The sequence below is a fragment of the Kitasatospora sp. NPDC054939 genome (genome assembly GCF_053610105.1).
In genome coordinates this window covers 2,678-18,871 of record NZ_JBSGXP010000169.1, presented here as the reverse complement: position 1 = coordinate 18,871, position 16,194 = coordinate 2,678, and the positions used below count along the sequence as shown (strand labels likewise).

The 16,194-nt window shown below is 75.3% G+C and carries 15 protein-coding genes and 1 tRNA gene; 11 read left to right on the top strand and 5 right to left on the bottom strand.

Features of this window, described 5'->3' with window-relative positions; genetic code table 11:
* The first annotated feature begins 312 nt into the window (after positions 1-312).
* Positions 313-1,677, top strand: coding sequence for a chloride channel protein (locus ACWGB8_RS33155; protein WP_452217347.1), 1,365 nt, complete (start codon positions 313-315; stop codon positions 1,675-1,677).
* 95 nt (positions 1,678-1,772) lie between these two features.
* A complete protein-coding gene (locus tag ACWGB8_RS33150) occupies positions 1,773-2,012 on the top strand; it encodes a hypothetical protein (RefSeq protein WP_452217346.1) in 240 nt (79 codons plus the stop codon).
* Between the two features lie 116 nt (positions 2,013-2,128).
* Here ACWGB8_RS33150 and ACWGB8_RS33145 read toward each other — a convergent pair.
* Positions 2,129-2,213 (bottom strand) — tRNA-Leu (locus ACWGB8_RS33145).
* Between the two features lie 275 nt (positions 2,214-2,488).
* Between ACWGB8_RS33145 and ACWGB8_RS33140 the strand changes: the two genes are divergently transcribed.
* The 3 genes from ACWGB8_RS33140 to ACWGB8_RS33130 all read left to right on the top strand — a co-directional run bounded on the left by ACWGB8_RS33140 (position 2,489) and on the right by ACWGB8_RS33130 (position 5,557).
* A complete protein-coding gene (locus tag ACWGB8_RS33140; RefSeq protein WP_452217345.1) occupies positions 2,489-3,817 on the top strand; it encodes a M20/M25/M40 family metallo-hydrolase in 1,329 nt (442 codons plus the stop codon).
* 320 nt (positions 3,818-4,137) lie between these two features.
* Positions 4,138-4,380 (top strand): chaplin, encoded by a 243-nt coding sequence (locus tag ACWGB8_RS33135; RefSeq protein WP_452217348.1) that lies wholly within the window; start codon positions 4,138-4,140, stop codon positions 4,378-4,380.
* A gap of 346 nt (positions 4,381-4,726) precedes the next feature.
* A complete protein-coding gene (locus ACWGB8_RS33130) occupies positions 4,727-5,557 on the top strand; it encodes a chaplin (RefSeq protein WP_452217344.1) in 831 nt (276 codons plus the stop codon).
* A 137-nt stretch (positions 5,558-5,694) separates the two neighbouring features.
* On the opposite strand, the gene ACWGB8_RS33125 is transcribed toward ACWGB8_RS33130, so the two are convergent.
* Positions 5,695-5,904, bottom strand: coding sequence for a DUF5703 family protein (locus ACWGB8_RS33125; RefSeq protein ID WP_350579697.1), 210 nt, complete (start codon positions 5,902-5,904; stop codon positions 5,695-5,697).
* A 331-nt stretch (positions 5,905-6,235) separates the two neighbouring features.
* On the opposite strand from ACWGB8_RS33125, the gene ACWGB8_RS33120 reads away from it, so the two are divergent.
* Positions 6,236-6,835 (top strand): hypothetical protein, encoded by a 600-nt coding sequence (locus ACWGB8_RS33120; RefSeq protein ID WP_452217343.1) that lies wholly within the window; start codon positions 6,236-6,238, stop codon positions 6,833-6,835.
* An 88-nt stretch (positions 6,836-6,923) separates the two neighbouring features.
* Here ACWGB8_RS33120 and ACWGB8_RS33115 read toward each other — a convergent pair whose 3' ends face one another.
* The gene (locus ACWGB8_RS33115; protein ID WP_452217342.1) at positions 6,924-9,098 is read right to left on the bottom strand and encodes an ATP-binding domain-containing protein; all 2,175 of its coding nucleotides are present in this window, start codon (positions 9,096-9,098) and stop codon (positions 6,924-6,926) included.
* Positions 9,099-9,182: 84 nt separating this feature from the next.
* Positions 9,183-10,163 (bottom strand): aldo/keto reductase, encoded by a 981-nt coding sequence (locus ACWGB8_RS33110; protein ID WP_452217341.1) that lies wholly within the window; start codon positions 10,161-10,163, stop codon positions 9,183-9,185.
* Positions 10,164-10,434: 271 nt separating this feature from the next.
* Between ACWGB8_RS33110 and ACWGB8_RS33105 the strand changes: the two genes are divergently transcribed.
* Positions 10,435-11,484 carry an LLM class F420-dependent oxidoreductase gene (locus ACWGB8_RS33105; RefSeq protein WP_452217340.1) on the top strand — a complete coding sequence of 350 codons (1,050 nt, stop codon included), beginning with the start codon at positions 10,435-10,437 and terminating at the stop codon, positions 11,482-11,484.
* A gap of 67 nt (positions 11,485-11,551) precedes the next feature.
* Here ACWGB8_RS33105 and ACWGB8_RS33100 read toward each other — a convergent pair whose 3' ends face one another.
* Entirely contained in the window at positions 11,552-12,544 is a 993-nt protein-coding gene (locus ACWGB8_RS33100) for a magnesium and cobalt transport protein CorA (RefSeq protein ID WP_452217339.1), read from the bottom strand.
* Positions 12,545-12,673: 129 nt separating this feature from the next.
* On the opposite strand from ACWGB8_RS33100, the gene ACWGB8_RS33095 reads away from it, so the two are divergent.
* From ACWGB8_RS33095 to ACWGB8_RS33080, 4 genes are all read left to right on the top strand, one after another.
* Positions 12,674-13,375, top strand: a complete 702-nt coding sequence (locus tag ACWGB8_RS33095; RefSeq protein ID WP_452217338.1) for a histidine phosphatase family protein — start codon at positions 12,674-12,676, stop codon at positions 13,373-13,375.
* Between the two features lie 160 nt (positions 13,376-13,535).
* Positions 13,536-14,111, top strand: a complete 576-nt coding sequence (locus ACWGB8_RS33090; protein ID WP_452217337.1) for a DUF3090 domain-containing protein — start codon at positions 13,536-13,538, stop codon at positions 14,109-14,111.
* Positions 14,112-14,121: 10 nt separating this feature from the next.
* Entirely contained in the window at positions 14,122-15,063 is a 942-nt protein-coding gene (locus ACWGB8_RS33085) for an SCO1664 family protein (RefSeq protein WP_452217336.1), read from the top strand.
* Between the two features lie 135 nt (positions 15,064-15,198).
* Positions 15,199-16,101 carry an AraC family transcriptional regulator gene (locus tag ACWGB8_RS33080; protein ID WP_452217335.1) on the top strand — a complete coding sequence of 301 codons (903 nt, stop codon included), beginning with the start codon at positions 15,199-15,201 and terminating at the stop codon, positions 16,099-16,101.
* Positions 16,102-16,194 lie beyond the last annotated feature (93 nt).

Sequence of the window (16,194 nt, the reverse complement as noted above, 5' to 3'; positions counted from 1 at the left end):
TACCGATATAATGTGGGGTGTGGTGGTCTGGTTTTTTTTTTTATCTGATGGGTCGGGGGGGTGGCCCGTCCGGGGGGGCCGGGGCCCTTCCCCCGCCCCGGGGCCCCGCTGTCCTGTGCGGCCGCCGGTCCCCGGCTGCCAGTCCCGGCCGCCGGTCCCCGGCCGCCCGTCCTCACCCGGACGGCGCACCGCCCGCGGGCAAACACGGTGCCCGGCGGCGGGCCTTCCGCGCACGGCCCCGGGCACCGGGCGAGACTCGGTCGCAGCGACGGGGGCGGGCCGGCTCCCCGAGCACCGACTCCAGGAGCGAGGATGCCCGAGCAGCGGACCGACGAGCCCGTCGGCGTGAAGCCACTGCGCGAGATGCTGCTGAGGAAGGGCTACCTCGGACTCCTGCTGCTCTCCGCCCTGATCGGCGTCCCCGTCTCGCTCGCCGCCTTCGGCTTCGTCAGCCTGGAGCACGAGCTCCAGCACTGGATCTGGGAGAGCCTCCCGGAGGCCTGGGGCTTCGACCGGGCGCCGTGGTGGTGGCCGCTGCCCACCCTGCTGCTCGCCGGACTCCTCACTGCGCCGGTGATCGTCTGGATGCCCGGCCACGGCGGCCACGTCCCGGTGGACGGGCTCGGCGGCAGGCCCACCCTGCCGCGCGAGGTGCCCGGTGTGATCCTCGCCGCGCTCGTCTGCCTGCCGCTCGGTGCGGTGCTCGGCCCGGAGGCCCCGCTGATGGCCATGGGCAGCGGACTGGCCCTGCTCGCCGTGCGGGCCTCTCGCCGCAGCGCCTCCCCGCAACTGGTGCCGGTGCTGGGCGCGGCCGGCTCCACGGCGGCGATCTCCACCATCTTCGGCAGCCCGCTGGTCGCCGCGGTGATGATGATCGAGGCCGCCGGCCTCGGCGGGCCCCGGCTGGTCGCCCTGATCCTGCCCTGCCTGCTGGCGAGCGGTGTCGGCGCCCTGGTCTTCACCGGCTTCGGCAACTGGACCGGGCTGTCGATCGGCGCCCTCACGCTCCCCACGGTGCCGCCCAGTCACACCCCCGACCCCGGGGACTTCCTCTGGGGCATCCCGGTGGCCGTCCTGGTCGCGGTGGTCTGCGTGGCCGGCCGGATGCTCGGACGCTCCGTCAAAGCCTTCACCGGGCAGCGCACACCAGGACAGACCGTCCTGCGCACGGTGCTCTGCGCGGTCGCCGCCGGCGCCTGCCTCACCGCCTACTCGGTCCTCACCGACCGCTCCCCGGAGGAGGACGCGCTCTCCGGGCAGGCCACCCTGGCCGCCCTCGCGGCCGACCCGGCGGACTGGCCGACCGGTGCGCTGATCGCCCTCGCAATCTTCAAGGCCGCCGCCTGGGGCCTGTGCCTGGGCAGCCTGCGCGGTGGCCCGATCTTCCCGGCGATCCTCATCGGCGGGGCGATCGGCATCGTCTGCGCCCCGCTGCCCGGCCTCGGAAACGCCGCCGGACTGGCCGCCGGACTCGCCGCGGCCGGCGCCGCCGTCACCCGGCTCCCGGTCACCAGCGCCGTCCTCGCCACCGCCCTGCTCGGCAGCGAGGCGGTGAACCTGATGCCCCTGCTGATCGTCGCCACGGTGGCCTCCTTCCTCACCGCCGAACAGATCGACCGCCCGCGCCGCCGGGCCCCGGCGGCGAACGACCCGGCACCGGCGCCGGCCGGACCGTAGGGGGCCTTCGCCCGGCGGTGGGCCGCAGGGCCGCGGACTCACCCGATCGGGGGAGTTCGCGATTCGAACCGGGCCCCACCGGGCAGCCTCCGCGCATGAACACCCCCGCAGCCCCCACCGCCACGTCCACCGACGCCGCCCGGCAGGGCCGCCGCAACCGCCGGCACCGCCCGCGCCACCGCGAGGCCCCCGCGCACTCCGGGGTGCCCGCGCCAGCCGTCCGCCCGGGGAGCTCCTGCTGCCGCACCTCGACCACCGAGCACCGCACCCTCGGCGGCACCGTCGTCCGCACCCGCTGGCACCACCCCGCCTGCCCCCTCTGGACGGCCCGCTGAGCCCGGCGCCGGGCGATCCCGCGAGCAGTTCCGCGGGCTGCTCCGCAGGCTGTTGCGCACGGAAGGACGGGAACGACGAAATGCGGGCCAGGATTTCTCCTGGCCCGCATCTTCGGTGTCCGAGGGGGGACTTGAACCCCCACGCCCGATAAAGGGCACTAGCACCTCAAGCTAGCGCGTCTGCCATTCCGCCACCCGGACGGGGTGTCGTCCTCGCGGCTTCTCTCGGCCGCGCTGACAGATGTAACTGTAGCAAAGATCGGCTTGCGGTCCCAAAACGGCTCCGTACGGGGGTTCGGCCCGCTCCGGGAGGGCGGCGGGTGTGGCGGGGGTGTTGCGCCGGGTTGCGGGGGGTGGATCCGCCGCGGGGGGTGGGGGAGGATGGGCGGACGTGCTCGTACGGCCTGGGGCCGGGTCCCGGGGATGGCGCACAGGTGCGCCGGCGTACGGGCCTTGGACGAGGGCGAGGAGTGACCGTGAGCGAGCGGAGCGAGCCGGCGGCGGCTGTGAACGCGGAGTCGGAGGTCGTCGACATCTGCCGCGACCTGATCCGGATCGACACCAGCAACTACGGCGACGGCTCCGGCCCGGGCGAGCGCAAGGCCGCCGAGTACGTGGCGGAGCAGCTCGCCGAGTTCGGCCTGGAGCCGAAGATCTTCGAGTCGGCGAAGGGCCGGGCCTCGACCGTGGTCCGGATCGAGGGCGAGGACCGCTCGCGTCCCGGTCTGCTGATCCACGGGCACACCGACGTGGTGCCCGCCAACGCGGCGGACTGGACGTACGACCCGTTCTCCGGCGAGGTCGCCGACGGCTGCGTCTGGGGCCGCGGCGCGGTGGACATGAAGGACATGGACGCGATGACGCTGGCGGTCGTGCGCGACCGGCTGCGGACCGGCCGCAAGCCCCCGCGCGACCTGGTGCTGGCCTTCGTCGCGGACGAGGAGGCCGGCGGCACGTACGGCGCCCGCTACCTGGTGGACAAGCACCCGGAGCTGTTCGAGGGCGTCACCGAGGGCATCGGCGAGGTCGGCGGGTTCTCCTTCACGGTCAACGACCAGGTGCGGCTCTACCTGGTGGAGACGGCGGAGAAGGGCATGCACTGGATGCGCCTGACCGTCGAGGGGCGCGCCGGCCACGGCTCGATGGAGAACGACGACAACGCGATCACCGAGCTCTGCGAGGCGGTGGCGCGCCTGGGCCGGCACACCTTCCCGCTGCGGATCACCAAGACCGTCCGGGCCTTCCTGGACGAGCTGTCGGACGCGCTCGGCGTCCGGCTCGACCCGGAGGACATGGACGAGACGCTGCGGGTGCTCGGCGGCATCGCCAAGATGATCGGCACCACCCTGCGCAACACCGCCCAGCCGACCATGCTCGGCGCCGGCTACAAGGTCAACGTGATCCCCGGCCAGGCGACGGCGCACGTGGACGGGCGCTTCCTGCCCGGGTACGAGGAGGAGTTCCTCGCCGAGCTGGACAGCGTGCTCGGGCCGCGGGTGAAGCGGGAGAGCCTGCACTCGGACAAGGCGATCGAGACCAGCTTCGACGGGGCGCTGGTCGAGGCCATGCAGTCGGCGCTGCGGGCCGAGGACCCGATCGCCCGCGCGGTGCCGTACTGCCTGTCGGGCGGGACGGACGCCAAGTCGTTCCAGGACCTCGGGATCCGCTGCTTCGGCTTCGCGCCGCTGCAGCTGCCGCCGGACCTGGACTTCGCCGGGATGTTCCACGGTGTGGACGAGCGGGTGCCGGTGGACGGGCTGAAGTTCGGCGTGCGGGTGCTCGACCGCTTCCTGGACGCCTGCTGAGCCCGGCCTGCTGAGCCCCGCCCGCTGAGCCGCCCACCCGCTGAGCCGCCCGCCCGCTGTGCGGCGTCCGCCACCGCGGCCCGTCCCGGTCCTTCCGGGGCGGGCCGCGGGCATTCCTCCGCATTGTCCGAGCGAATGATTTGGGACGGCCCGAGGGAGATCGAGAGAAACGATTCTTCCGGGGAACGCGGCTCGAATATCTGTCCGCCGCCTCACCGTTGCGGGTGAATGGCGTGCCGCCTCCGTACCCCGTTTGCCGCAATGTCGTTCATCCCTGTGCAGCCCGCCGAACGGGTTGCGTTGTCCATACAGGAGGAATGATGAAGGTCAAGAAGATCACCGCCGTTGCCGCCGCCACCGGTGGCCTGGTGCTCGCCGCCGCCGGTGTGGCCGCCGCCCACGGTGGCGCCGCCGCCAACGGTGTGGCCGCCGGCTCCCCGGGCGTGATCTCCGGCAACCAGGTTCAGATCCCGGTGCACATCCCGGTCAACGTGTGCGGCAACACCGTCAGCGTGATCGGCCTGCTGAACCCGGCGTTCGGCAACAGCTGCGCCAACTTCTGAGCACCCGACTGACGGGACCGCCCGAGGGCTCGGCCTGACGGGCGCCGCTCATCCACTCACGTGCCCCCGGGGCGGCGGACGCGCCGCCCCGGGGGCACGGGTGCGTCCGGACCGGCCGGCCCGGTTGTGTCCGTCGGGGGTCCGCGCCCCGATCGCAGCTCCGTCCACCTACTGGCGGTTACGTCGCACGATCGGGTGAAGACCTGGCGTTCGGCTCAACCCAGGCCCCGGCGGGTCGTTGACTCCTGTGCAGTTGAGGACCTCGTCGGCCAGAAGGAAATTCCGACTTTCAGCAGGTCATCACGTCGTCTCGAAATCATGTCGTATCGACACGTCAGGGGAAAGTATGAGGAATGTAGCCAAGAAGGGGATCCTCACGGCCGTGGCCACCGGCAGCGTGCTGGCCTCGACCGCCGGCTACGCGTACGCGGGCTCCGAGGCGCAGGGGGGCGCCACCGGCTCTCCGGGGGTGGCCTCGGGGAACTCGGTGCAGGTGCCGGTCGAGGTGCCGATCAACGCCTGCGGCAACACCGCCGACGTCGTCGGCCTGCTGAACCCGGCGTACGGCAACGACTGCGCCAACAAGAGCACCGGCCGGCACGCGGGCGGCGGTTCGTCGCACACCGCGGGCTCGGCCGCCTCGGGCACCGCCGCCGGCTCGCCCGGCGTGGCGTCCGGCAACAGCGTCCAGGCGCCGGTGCACATCCCGGTCAACGCCTGCGGGAACTCGGTCGACGTGGTCGGCGTGGGCAACCCCGCGTTCGGCAACTCCTGCGGCAACACCGCCACTCCGCCGCCCCCGCCGCCGCCCCCGCCGGCGACCGGCGAGTGCTCGGAGGAGTGCCCGGAGAACTGCCCCGGCGGCAACCCCCACAACCCGCCGCCGCCCGTCACCCCGAAGCCCACGCCGACCCCCACCGAGTCCACCGGTACCGGCGGCGGCCGGGGCGGCAGCCCCTCGCAGAGCCCGAGCACGGCCACCCCGGCGGCGATCCCGGTCGCCGGCCCGGCGGCGAGCGGACCCGCGCAGGCCCCGGCACCCGCCGCCCCCGTCGACGGCGACAGCCAGCTGGCCTCCACCGGCGCCGGCGGGGTCGAACTGCTCGGTGCGGCCGGTCTCGCGCTGCTGCTCGGCGGCGGCGTGCTCTACCGCCGTGCCCGGGCCGGCGCGCGCTGACGCCGCCCGCGCCCTGACGCCGTACCGGCCCGAACGCCGCGCGCCCGCAGCCGTCCCGCCGCACCGGAGAACCCGGGCGGCCGGACCGCTGCGGGCGCGTCCGTGCCCGCGGAGAACCCCGGGGAGCCCGGGACCGCCTACCAGCTCCTGATCTGCCGGATGATCCGCCGTCGCAGCCGCACCGTACGGCTGCCGTCCGGGAACAGCCGGAGCCTGTCCAGCTCCCAGTGCCCGTACTCGGCGTGCTCGGTGAGCAGTTGGCGTGCCGCATTGCGGGTGGTGCCGCGCGGCATGCGCAGCGACTGGTACTCGTACTCCGGCTGCCGGACCGGCTTCGGTGGGGTCAAAACGCTCCTCCTGAGGGACACCTGCACGCCAGCGTACGGCCTGCCCCCGACAGCCGGCCCGGGTATTTCCGGCCGTCCGCCCGGGAGGCACCCGCACGCTCGGGTGACAGTGCATCAGTTCCGTTTCCACTGGGGACGGGATACCCCGCCGGGGCCCCGCGAAGCGGCACCCGGACGGCCCAGCGGGTGCCGCCGAGGGCGCGGGAGGAGGGCCGGAGCGCGGGCACAGAACCGCCCGGAACGGACATCACGGGGGAAGTTGCGGTGAAATCGCGGGTGTAGGTGACAACCGCTGTGCGTACCGGCACCGAGGGGAGATAGCGTCTGCACCATGTCTGATGCCGCGCAGCCCACCATTGCCGAGGTACGCGCCGCCGCCGAGGCGGTCAAGGCCGCCATCGACCGTCATCTGGAAGCGGTGTCAAGCCCCGACGCAGCCGACGATCCCTCGGTGTTCGCCGCCTACGAGCAGCTCGCCACGGCGGCCATCGCGTACGACCAACTCCTGTACGAGGCGTACGACGAGGTCACCCCCTTCGAGGTGCCCGGCGACGAGGCCGCGGGCGGGTACCACGGCCCCGACCAGCCCGAGGCGATCAGCGTGCTGATCCGGCGGGACTACCACGTCGTCGACCCGGAGCGGCTGCGCGGCCAGGCCGAGCGGCTGGACGACTCGCTCACCCCCGGCGGCGCCGGCGGGGTGAACGCCGCGCTCGGCGTGCTGTTCGGCGAGTTCGAGCCGGACGAGATCGCCGCCCGCAGCGAGGAGTTCGGGCTGGAGGAGGGCGACTCGACGCTCTGGGTCGCCGCGGCCCAGCCGTCCGAGCCGGGCGACTGGCTGCCCGAGCCCTTCGAGCACGCCGACCCGCAGCTGCTGATCTGCCGGTTCGACGTCAGCGAGGTCTACGACGACGAGGACCCCGACGACTGACCCGCCGTCGACGCCGCGGGGCGGCACCCGGGAGAGGACCCGGGTGCCGCCCCGCGGCACGTGTGCCGCCGTCGTACCGCTGCGCCGGTCAGTACGCCGCCGCGGCGTTCTCCGCGAGGATCGCCCGCAGCCGGGTCGTCCGGGGCGCCGCCGCGCGCTCGGCGACGGCCTGCTGCAGGGCCGGCCCGGCCGCGTGGACCACCGAGAGGTGCCGCTCGGCGCGCCCGAAGGCGGTGTAGACCCACTGCCGGGTGAGGCCTGCAGAGGCGTCCTCGGGCAGCACGACGACCGCACCGGGCCAGCGCCGGCCGACCGCCTGATGGACGGTCAGCGCCCAGCCGTGCCGCAGCCGGCCGACCTCGGCGGGCGGGGCCGTCCGGCGGGTGCCGTCGGCGTACTCCAGGTGCAGGCCGGTGGCGTCGCCGTCGAGCACCCGGGCGGGCCGGGTGATGCCGGGGGCGGGGGAGTCCACGATCCGGTCGCCCGGGTCGAAGCCGCGGAACCGGCCGGGGCCGGGGTTGAGCCGGGCCTTGGCCGCGGCGTTGAGCGCCCGGGTGCCGGCGCCGCCGCCGTGGCCCGGGGTGAGCAGCACCACCTCCTCGGCGGGGATGCCGAGGGCGCGCGGGATGGAGTCGGTGAGCAGCTGGACGGCGCGGTGGACGGCCTCGGCCGCGTCCCGGGCGGTGAGGATGACCACCTCCTTGTCCGGTGCGTCGACCGGCAGCAGCTCGCCGATGCCGATGCCGGAGACCAGCTCGCCGATCGGGCCGAAGTCCGGGGTGCGGGAGGCGACCGCCGGGCAGACCTTGGCGGCGGCCAGGTCGGCGAAGAACCGGCCGGGGCCGGCCGACCAGAGCTGGCCCGGGTCGCCGCTGAGCACCAGCCGGGTGCCGTCGGCGAGCGACTCCAGCAGGGTCGCGGCGAGTTCGACGTCCAGCAGCGGGGCGTCCAGGACGATCAGGACGTCCAGTGCCAGGGTGCCGTCGGGGGCGCGGCCGGGGCCGGCGGTGCCGGAGAGCAGTTCGGCGAGGGTGACGGCCCGTCCGGCGCCGCCGTCGGCTCCTGCGCCGCCGTCGGCTCCCGCGCCGTCGCCGGTGCCGTGTCCGTCGCGGACGAGGGCGGCGAAGCCGTCGCGGCCCCGGTCGGTCCAGTCCGCGGCCCAGGCGCGCAGCCCGAGGCCGGTGGCGGCCCGCAGGAGCGCGGCCGGTTCGGCGCGGGCGGCCTCGCCGCCGGTGTGCAGTACCAGCGCGCTCTCGGCGACCGCCCGGATCAGCGCCGTGGCGGAGGACGACGGCGCGGCCGCGGCGGCGGCCTCCCACGCGGCGGGGCCGGGTGCGGCGGGTGTCTGTCCGGCGCCGGCGGGCCCGGCCGCGTCCGCGGTGGCGCCGTCGGAGTCCTCGGCCTCCGCAGCGCCGTCGCCGCCGGTGTCGTCGCCCTCGGAAGCATCCGGCCCGTCCGGGGTGCCCGGATCCTCGGAGGCCCCCGGCCCGTCCGGTGCGGCCTCGCCGTCCTCCGGGTCCTCGCCCGGGACGAAGGTCGACATCAGCCGGACCAGCCCGTCCGCCAGGCTCTCCTCCGCCAGCGCCAGCCGCTCCAGCGCCAGGAGCGTGCGGGTCGGCGGCTCCTCGTCCTCGTCGCCGCCGGCGGCGTGCGCCTCAGGGCCGGTCAGCTCCTCCTGGAAGGCCATCACCCGGCCGTCGACCACCACCGACTGCAGGGCGGTGGCCGGGTCGGGCAGACCGAGCCGCTCCAGGCCGGCCGCGACCTCGCCGATCTCCACCGCGGAGTGCCCGCGCAGCGCGGCCTGCTCGATCAGCCAGGGCACCAGGGCCTGCGCCCGGCGCGGGTCGCCGGGTCCGGCGGCGGGGCCGAGCAGCCCGCGGGCGAAGCCGTCCGCGTGCTCGGGGCGGACGCCGGGCAGGCCGAGCACCGACCACGGGTCCGCGCGGAGCTGCTCCGCCGCGCCGTCGCCGAACTCCGCGACGGCGGCCCCGGCCAGCTCGGCGGGTGCGCCGCCGGCGGTCAGCACCTCGGCGGTGGTGCGCAGCGCCTCGGCCCGCTGCTCGTCGGGCTGCCCGGCGGACGGCTCGGACGGGGCGGCCGCGGCCCCGGAGACGGGTGCGTCGGGGGAGCCGGCCGGGGCCGGAGCAGCAGAGGTGGTCCGGATCGCCTCGGCGAGCGCCGCGAGGGCGGCGGCGCGGTCCTCCGGGGCCGTGGCCGTGCCCGACCCACCGTCCGGAGCGCCGTTCTCCGTGTTGCTCATCGTTCGCTCCAAAGGGGTACTCCACTGCCGCGCCGGGCTCACCTGATCGGTGCGGGGCGGCCGTCGTCGGGGGAGGCCCGAGCCCTACAGCTCGGTCCACTCCTGGTCGGGGTAGCGGTGGACCGGCGCCGAGATGTCGTCGAGCGCACCGCGGATCTCACCCGGAAGCGTAAGCGCCTCCACCGACAGGACCGCCTGCAGCTGGGTCAGCGTACGGGCCCCGACCAGCGCGCCCGCCACGCCGGGCCGGTCGCGGACCCAGGCCAGCGCCACCGCGAGCGGGCTGCTGGCGAGGCCGTCGGCGGCGGTGGCGACGGCGTCCACGATCCGGCGGGAGCGCTCGCCGAGGTAGGGCTGGACGAAGCCGGAGAGGTAGGGGGAGGCGCCGCGCGAGTCCGGCGGGACGCCGTGCCGGTACTTGCCGGTGAGCACGCCGCGTCCGAGCGGGGAGCGGGCGAGCAGGCCGACGCCGGCGTCCCGGGCGGCGGGCAGCGCCTCGCGCTCGATGCCGCGCTGGAGCAGCGAGTACTCCAGCTGGACTCCCGCCAGCGGGACGCTGCCGTGGTGGGCGTGCTGCCAGGTGGCGGCGCGGGCGAGCTGCCAGCCGCTGTAGTCGCAGACGCCGACGTAGCGGGCGCGTCCGGAGGAGACGGCGAGGTCCAGCGCGGCGAGGGTCTCCTCGGCGGGCGTCGCCGGGTCGAAGGCGTGCACCTGCCACAGGTCGACGTAGTCGGTTCCGAGCCGGTGCAGCGAGGCGTCGAGGGCGGTGAGCAGGTGGCCGCGGGAGGCGTCGAAGCGGCGGCCGGTGCCGGGGGCGCTGCCCGCCTTGGTGGCGATGACCAGTTCGGAGCGGGGGACGAGGCTCTCGGTCAGCCGGGAGATCAGGTACTCGGCGCCGCCGTCGGCGTACACGTCGGCGGTGTCGATCAGGGTGCCGCCGGCGTCGACGAACTCCTTCAGCTGTTCGGCGGCGCCGTGCTCGTCGGTGTCGCGGCCCCAGGTCATGGTGCCGAGGCCGAGCCGGGAGACCTGCAGTCCGGTACGGCCGAGGTGGCGCTTTTCCATCGGGCGGGCCCTCCACAGGCTGGTCCGGCAGGTGAACGTGCGGCTGGCGAACGGGCAGGCGGGGCGCGCCCCTCCCACGTCGGCTGAGCGTAGCGGCCGGTGCCCGGGCCGGGCGGCCGACCCGCAGGGCCCGCCGGACCGCGCGCCGCGCCGGTTGTGACCCGGACCACACCTACCGGCCGGTAGCATCGCCGCGCGGAACCCGGCTACGCTCCGGGCAGGCAGACCCCGACCGGACCGCCCGGCCGGCGACCGAAAGGTGTGGCACCCCATGCGACTCGGCATCAACCTCGGCTACTGGGGCCTCGGCATGGACGCCGACAACATCGCCGTCGCCCAGGAGGCCGACCGGCTCGGCTACTCGGTCTGCTGGGCCGCCGAGGCGTACGGCTCCGACGCGGCCACCGTGCTCAGCTTCGTCGCCGCGCGCACCGAGCGGATCGACGTCGGCTCGGCCATCTTCCAGATCCCGGCCCGCACCCCCGCGATGACCGCGATGACCGCCGCCACCCTGGACACCCTCTCCGGCGGGCGCTTCCGGCTGGGCCTCGGCGTCTCCGGCCCGCAGGTGTCCGAGGGCTGGTACGGCGTCAAGTTCGACAAGCCGCTGGCCCGCACCCGCGAGTACGTGGAGATCATCCGCAAGGCGATGTCCCGCGAGCGGCTGGTCCACGAGGGCGCCCAGTGGACGCTGCCGCTGCCCGGCGGCCCCGGCAAGCCGCTCAAGCTCACCGTGCACCCGGTGCGCGAGCACATCCCGCTGTACATCGCCGCGATCGGCCCGAAGAACCTGGAGCAGACCGGCGAGATCGCCGACGGCTGGCTCGGCATCTTCTTCGCGCCCGAGCACGCCGCGCTCTCCCTCGACCCGCTGGCGGCGGGCCGCGCCAAGGCCGGGCAGACCCTGGAGGGCTTCGACCTCTGCCCGACCGTCGCCATCTCGGTCGGCGACGACGTCAAGGCCGCCGCCGACAGCCAGCGCGGGTACACCGCGCTCTACATCGGCGGCATGGGCAGCAAGGAGAAGAACTTCTACAACCAGCTCGCCCGCCGGATGGGCTACGAGCAGGCCGCGGACGAGGTCCAGGAGAAGTACCTCGCCCGGGACTATGCGGGCGCCGCCGCCGCCGTGCCGCACGACCTGATCGACGCCACCGCCCTGCTCGGCCCGATGGAGCGGATCGCCGACCGGATGCAGGCGTACGCGGAGGCGGGCGTCACCACGCTGACCCTCGCCCCGGCCGGCTTCACCCTGGAGGAGCGGCTGCAGGCCCTGCGCACCGGCGTCGAGGCGCTGGAGCGGGCCGGCCTGGCGTCCTGACCGCGGGCGGGGGCTCCCCCAGGGGGTGTCGGCGGAGTCGCGTCGGACCGGGCCTTGCCGACACCCCCTACAGCCAGCCGTGCCGTTTGAACACCCGGTGCAGCAGCAGGCAGACCCCCGCCATCAGCGCGATCACCGCCGGGTAGCCCCAGGGCTGGTGCAGTTCGGGCATGTCGTCGAAGTTCATCCCGTACACGCCCGCGATCAGCGTCGGCACCGCGGCCAGCGCCGCCCAGGCCGAGATCTTCCGCATGTCGTTGTTCTGCTGGACGCTCACCTGCGCCAGGTTGGCGGCGAGGATGTCGGAGAGCAGCCGGTCCATGCCGTCCACCTGGTCGCCCGCCCGGGCCAGGTGGTCGGCGACGTCCCGCAGGTACGGCTGGGCCTCCGCGCGGACGTACGGGACGCCGCCGCGGACCAGCCGCAGCATCGGGTCGAGCAGCGGGGCGGTGGCGCGCCGGACGGCCACCAGCTGGCGCTTGTAGCCGTAGATCCGGCTCGCCGTGTCGCGGCCGACCCCGCCGGGGGCGAAGACGTCGGCCTCCAGTTCGTCCAGGTCGCCCTGGAGGGCGTTGGCGGCGTCCAGGTAGCCGTCGACGACGGTGTCGCAGACCGAGTGCAGCACCGCGCTCGGCCCGTACCGCAGCAGCTCCGGTTGGTCCTCCAGCTGCTTGCGCAGCCCGGCCAGCGGGGTGTCGGCGCCGTGGCGGACGGTCATCACGTAGCCGTCGCCGAGGAAGAGCATCACCTCGCCGGTGCTCACGGCGTGCGCGCCGGGGTGGTAGCCGACGGTCTTGAGCGCCATGAACAGCGAGCCGTCGTACACCTCCAGCTTGGGCCGCTGGTGGGCGCTGACGGCGTCCTCGACGGCCAGCGGGTGCAGCGAGAACTCGTCGCTGACCAGCGCGAGTTCCTCGGCGGTCGGCTCGAAGAGGCCTATCCAGACGAAGCTGCCGTCGCCGGCCGCGCGGGCGGCGGCCAGGGCGTCGGAGTAGTCCGGCGGCCCCTCGATCCGGCGGCCGGCCCGGTAGACGGCGCAATCGACGATCATGCGGGCCATTGTGGCGCCTCGCGGGGGCGAACGGCGGCACATCCACCGGAACCGCACACCGCCTCCCGCGGGCCCGCGGCCCCGGTGCCCGGCCGTACACCGGCCGCGCCGGCGGCAGGAGGCCGTAGGCTGGGCCCCATGCCGACCCTGCTGCTCGTCCGCCACGGCCGCTCCACCGCGAACACCTCCGGGATCCTGGCCGGTTGGACCCCCGGCGTGGAGCTCGACGACACCGGGCGGGCACAGGCCGCCGCGCTCGCCGACCGGCTCGCCGGCATCCCGCTGGTGCGGGCGGTGAGCAGCCCGCTGGAGCGCTGCCGGCAGACCCTGGAACCGCTGCTGGCGGCGCGTGCGGAACTGGCCGACGGGTTCGCCCTGGACGAGCGGCTGGGGGAGTGCCACTACGGCGACTGGACCGGCCGCCCGCTCGCCGAGCTGGCCGAGGAGCCGCTCTGGCGGACGGTGCAGGACCAGCCCTCCGCGGCGGCCTTCCCCGGCGGCGAGTCGCTGCGCGAGCTGAGCCACCGTACGGTCGGGGCGGTCCGCGAATGGGACGAGAAGATCGCCGCCGAGCACGGCGAGGACGCGGTCTGGGCGGCCTGCTCGCACGGCGACGTGATCAAGGCGGTGGTGGCCGACGCGCTCGGCCTGCACCTGGACCTCTTCCAGCGGATCGGTGTCGACCCCTGCTCGGTCACCGCGATCCGCTACACCGCGCGGCGGCCGTTCGTGCTGCGGGTCGGCGACACCGGCGACCTCGCCGCGTTCGCCCCGCGGCCGCGTCCCGACCACGGCGCCGCGCCCGGGGACGCCGTGGTCGGCGGGGCCACCGGCGCCTGAGCGCGCCCCGGCCGCCGCCGCGGCCGGCCACGGCCTCGGCTCCCCAGCGTCGCCCTCGAGGTCGTAGGGTGACTAACGAGTACAGAACCGCAGCACCGCCATGACGTCCGTCGGTCGGCAGGAGCCGACCGGCACGATCAGAACGATCCGGAGCGAGAGCGTGCCCCGTCAGGTCTTCTACTACGACCAGCCCGAACGGTTCGTGGCCGGCACCGTCGGCCAGCCCGGCGCCCGGGCGTTCTACCTGCAGGCCAGCGCCCGGGGCCGGATCACCAGCGTCCTGCTGGAGAAGACCCAGGTCGCCGCGCTCGCCGAGCGCATCGAGGAGGTCCTGGACGAGGCGCTGCGGCGCAGCGGCGGCGACCCGGCCATCCCGGCGACCGCGCCGAACGACCTGCTGGACACCGCCCCGCTGGACATGCCGCTGGAGCAGGAGTTCCGGGTCGGCACCATGGCGCTGGCCTGGGACAGCAGCGACAGCTGCCTGGTCGTGGAGGCGCAGGCGCTGGTCGAGGAGGACGAGGACGACGACGAGGAGTCCGCCGCCTCCGTCCTGGCCGACGACGAGCACGGCCCCGACATGCTGCGGGTGCGGCTCTCCGGGGCGATGGCCCGGGTGTTCGCCAAGCGGGCGCTCGACCTGGTCTCGGCCGGCCGCAAGCCCTGCCCGTTCTGCAACCTGCCGCTCGACCCGGAGGGCCACCTCTGCCCCCGGGCCAACGGCTACCGGCGCTGAGCCCGGCACGATGACCGCCGACCGCCCCGCCGCGGGCAGCCCGACCACCGACCGCCCAGCCGCCGACCGCCCGACCGAGGGTGCTGCCGCCGATCCGGAGGCCCGCCCGGCCGTCGACGCCGTCCCCGAGGCGGACCCGGTGGCCGGCGCCGCGCTGGCCGCCGACCCGGCCACCGCGCTGCGGCTGCTGCGCGAGGGCGCGCTCACCGTCCACGGCCGCCTCACCGACGCCTCGAACGCCGCGCTCTACTGCAGCGCCACCCTGGACGGGCTGACCGCGCAGGCCGTCTACAAGCCGGTGGCCGGCGAGCGCCCGCTCTGGGACTTCCCCGACGGCACGCTGGCCGGCCGCGAGGTCGCCGCGTACGAACTCGCCGCCGCGAGCGGCTGGGCGATGGTGCCGCCGACCGTGCTGCGCGAGGGGCCGCACGGACCCGGCATGGTGCAGCTGTGGGTCGAGCCGGATCCGGAGGCGGACCCGCTGCTCGCCCTCCAGGACCCGGCCGGACCCGAGGAGGGCTGGCTGCCGATCGTCCGTGCCGACGTCGGCGGCGGACGCACCGCGCTGCTGGTGCACCCCGACGACGTCCGGCTGCGCCGGCTCGCCGTGCTGGACGCCGTCCTCAACAACGCCGACCGCAAGGGCGGCCACCTGATCGCCGCCGCGGACGGCCGGATCTACGGGATCGACCACGGCGTCACCTTCAACACCGAGGACAAGCTGCGCACCCTGCTCTGGGGTTGGGCCGGGGAGCCGCTGTCCGCGGAGGCGACCGAGATGCTGGCCGGGCTGGCCGGGCAGCTGGACGGCGCTCTCGGCGAGCGGCTCGCCCCGCACCTGACCGCCGCCGAGCTCGACGCCGTCCGGGCCAGGACGGCCGGGCTGCTGCGCACCGGGGTCCACCCCTTCCCGGCCGAGGACTGGCCGTCGATCCCCTGGCCGCCCGTCTAGGTCCTCTCCGCGGGCCGCGGCAAGGGCCCGCCCGCCCGCAGTGGTCTGGACCGGTCGGGGGCCCTGGCCGCACCCTGGTCCGATGAACGCCGCACCGACCACCCCCACCCGGCGCCGCGCCCGCCGGACCGCCCGGTGAGCGCCGCCCCGGACCTGCCGCTGCACCGCCTGCAGGTCCCGCTGCCGCATCTGCTGCCCTTCGCCATCGGCTCGTTCGACGCGATCGGCCCGCTCTCCCGGGCCGGCTTCCCCCACCGGCACTCCTTCTACGAGATCGTCCACGTCACCGCCGGCTCCGGCGCGCACGTCCAGGACCTCGTCCACCGTCCGCTGGAGCCGCCCCAGTTGTGCGTGATCGCGCCCGGCCAGGTGCACCACTGGGACGGCGTCGAGGGGCTCGCCGGGCAGGTGGTGCTCTTCAACGAGGACTTCCTGCTCTCCCATCCGCAGGACCTCGCCGCGCTGCGCGCGCTCGCCGCCCGCCCCGGACTCCCGCTCGGCGGGGACGCCGGGCGGATCGCCGGCCTGCTGGCCGAGATGGAGCACGAGTACCGGGCGCTGGCCCCCGGCTATCCGGGGGTGCTGCGCGCCTACCTGCACGTCCTGGTGGTCCGGGCGCTGCGGGCGGCGGCCCCGGGCGGGCATCCGGCCGCTCCCGGCCGGCCGTCCGAACTCGCGGACGCCTTCACCCGGTTGATCGCCGGGCCGGGCGGTGCCCTGCGCACGGTGGCGTCCTGCGCCCAGGAGTTGGGCGTCTCCCCGGGCCACCTGCAGGCGCTGGTGAAGCAGGCCACCGGCCGCACCCCCGGCCGGCTGATCCGCCAGCAGCAGACCCTGGAGGCCAAACGGCTGCTCGCCTGCACCGAACTGACGGTGCGCCAGGTAGCGCGGGAGGCGGGCTTCGAGGATCCGGCGTACTTCAGCCGGTTCTTCCGGCGGGAGACCGGGATGACCCCGGGCGAGTTCCGGGCCGCCGTCGGAGGAAATCACCACGATCCCCGGATCGCGTCCATCGCCGCGGGCCCGGACGGCCCGTAGGTTGGCTGTCGGCCGCCGGCGGCCTGCCCCCCCCCCCCGGGCCCGCCGCCCGCCCCGCCCCGGCGCTGATTAACAAAAACGACCCCCCCAAAC

What these genes read in the sequence shown, in the direction of transcription:
- ACWGB8_RS33155 (WP_452217347.1), top strand. Translation starts at nt 313, where the DNA reads ATGCCCGAGCAGCGGACCGACGAGCCCGTCGGCGTGAAGCCACTGCGC.
- ACWGB8_RS33150 (WP_452217346.1), top strand. Translation starts at nt 1,773, where the DNA reads ATGAACACCCCCGCAGCCCCCACCGCCACGTCCACCGACGCCGCCCGG.
- ACWGB8_RS33135 (WP_452217348.1), top strand. Translation starts at nt 4,138, where the DNA reads ATGAAGGTCAAGAAGATCACCGCCGTTGCCGCCGCCACCGGTGGCCTG.
- ACWGB8_RS33130 (WP_452217344.1), top strand. Translation starts at nt 4,727, where the DNA reads ATGAGGAATGTAGCCAAGAAGGGGATCCTCACGGCCGTGGCCACCGGC.
- ACWGB8_RS33120 (WP_452217343.1), top strand. Translation starts at nt 6,236, where the DNA reads ATGTCTGATGCCGCGCAGCCCACCATTGCCGAGGTACGCGCCGCCGCC.
- ACWGB8_RS33115 (WP_452217342.1), bottom strand. Translation starts at nt 9,098, where the DNA reads ATGAGCAACACGGAGAACGGCGCTCCGGACGGTGGGTCGGGCACGGCC.
- ACWGB8_RS33110 (WP_452217341.1), bottom strand. Translation starts at nt 10,163, where the DNA reads ATGGAAAAGCGCCACCTCGGCCGTACCGGACTGCAGGTCTCCCGGCTC.
- ACWGB8_RS33105 (WP_452217340.1), top strand. Translation starts at nt 10,435, where the DNA reads ATGCGACTCGGCATCAACCTCGGCTACTGGGGCCTCGGCATGGACGCC.
- ACWGB8_RS33100 (WP_452217339.1), bottom strand. Translation starts at nt 12,544, where the DNA reads ATGGCCCGCATGATCGTCGATTGCGCCGTCTACCGGGCCGGCCGCCGG.
- ACWGB8_RS33095 (WP_452217338.1), top strand. Translation starts at nt 12,674, where the DNA reads ATGCCGACCCTGCTGCTCGTCCGCCACGGCCGCTCCACCGCGAACACC.
- ACWGB8_RS33085 (WP_452217336.1), top strand. Translation starts at nt 14,122, where the DNA reads ATGACCGCCGACCGCCCCGCCGCGGGCAGCCCGACCACCGACCGCCCA.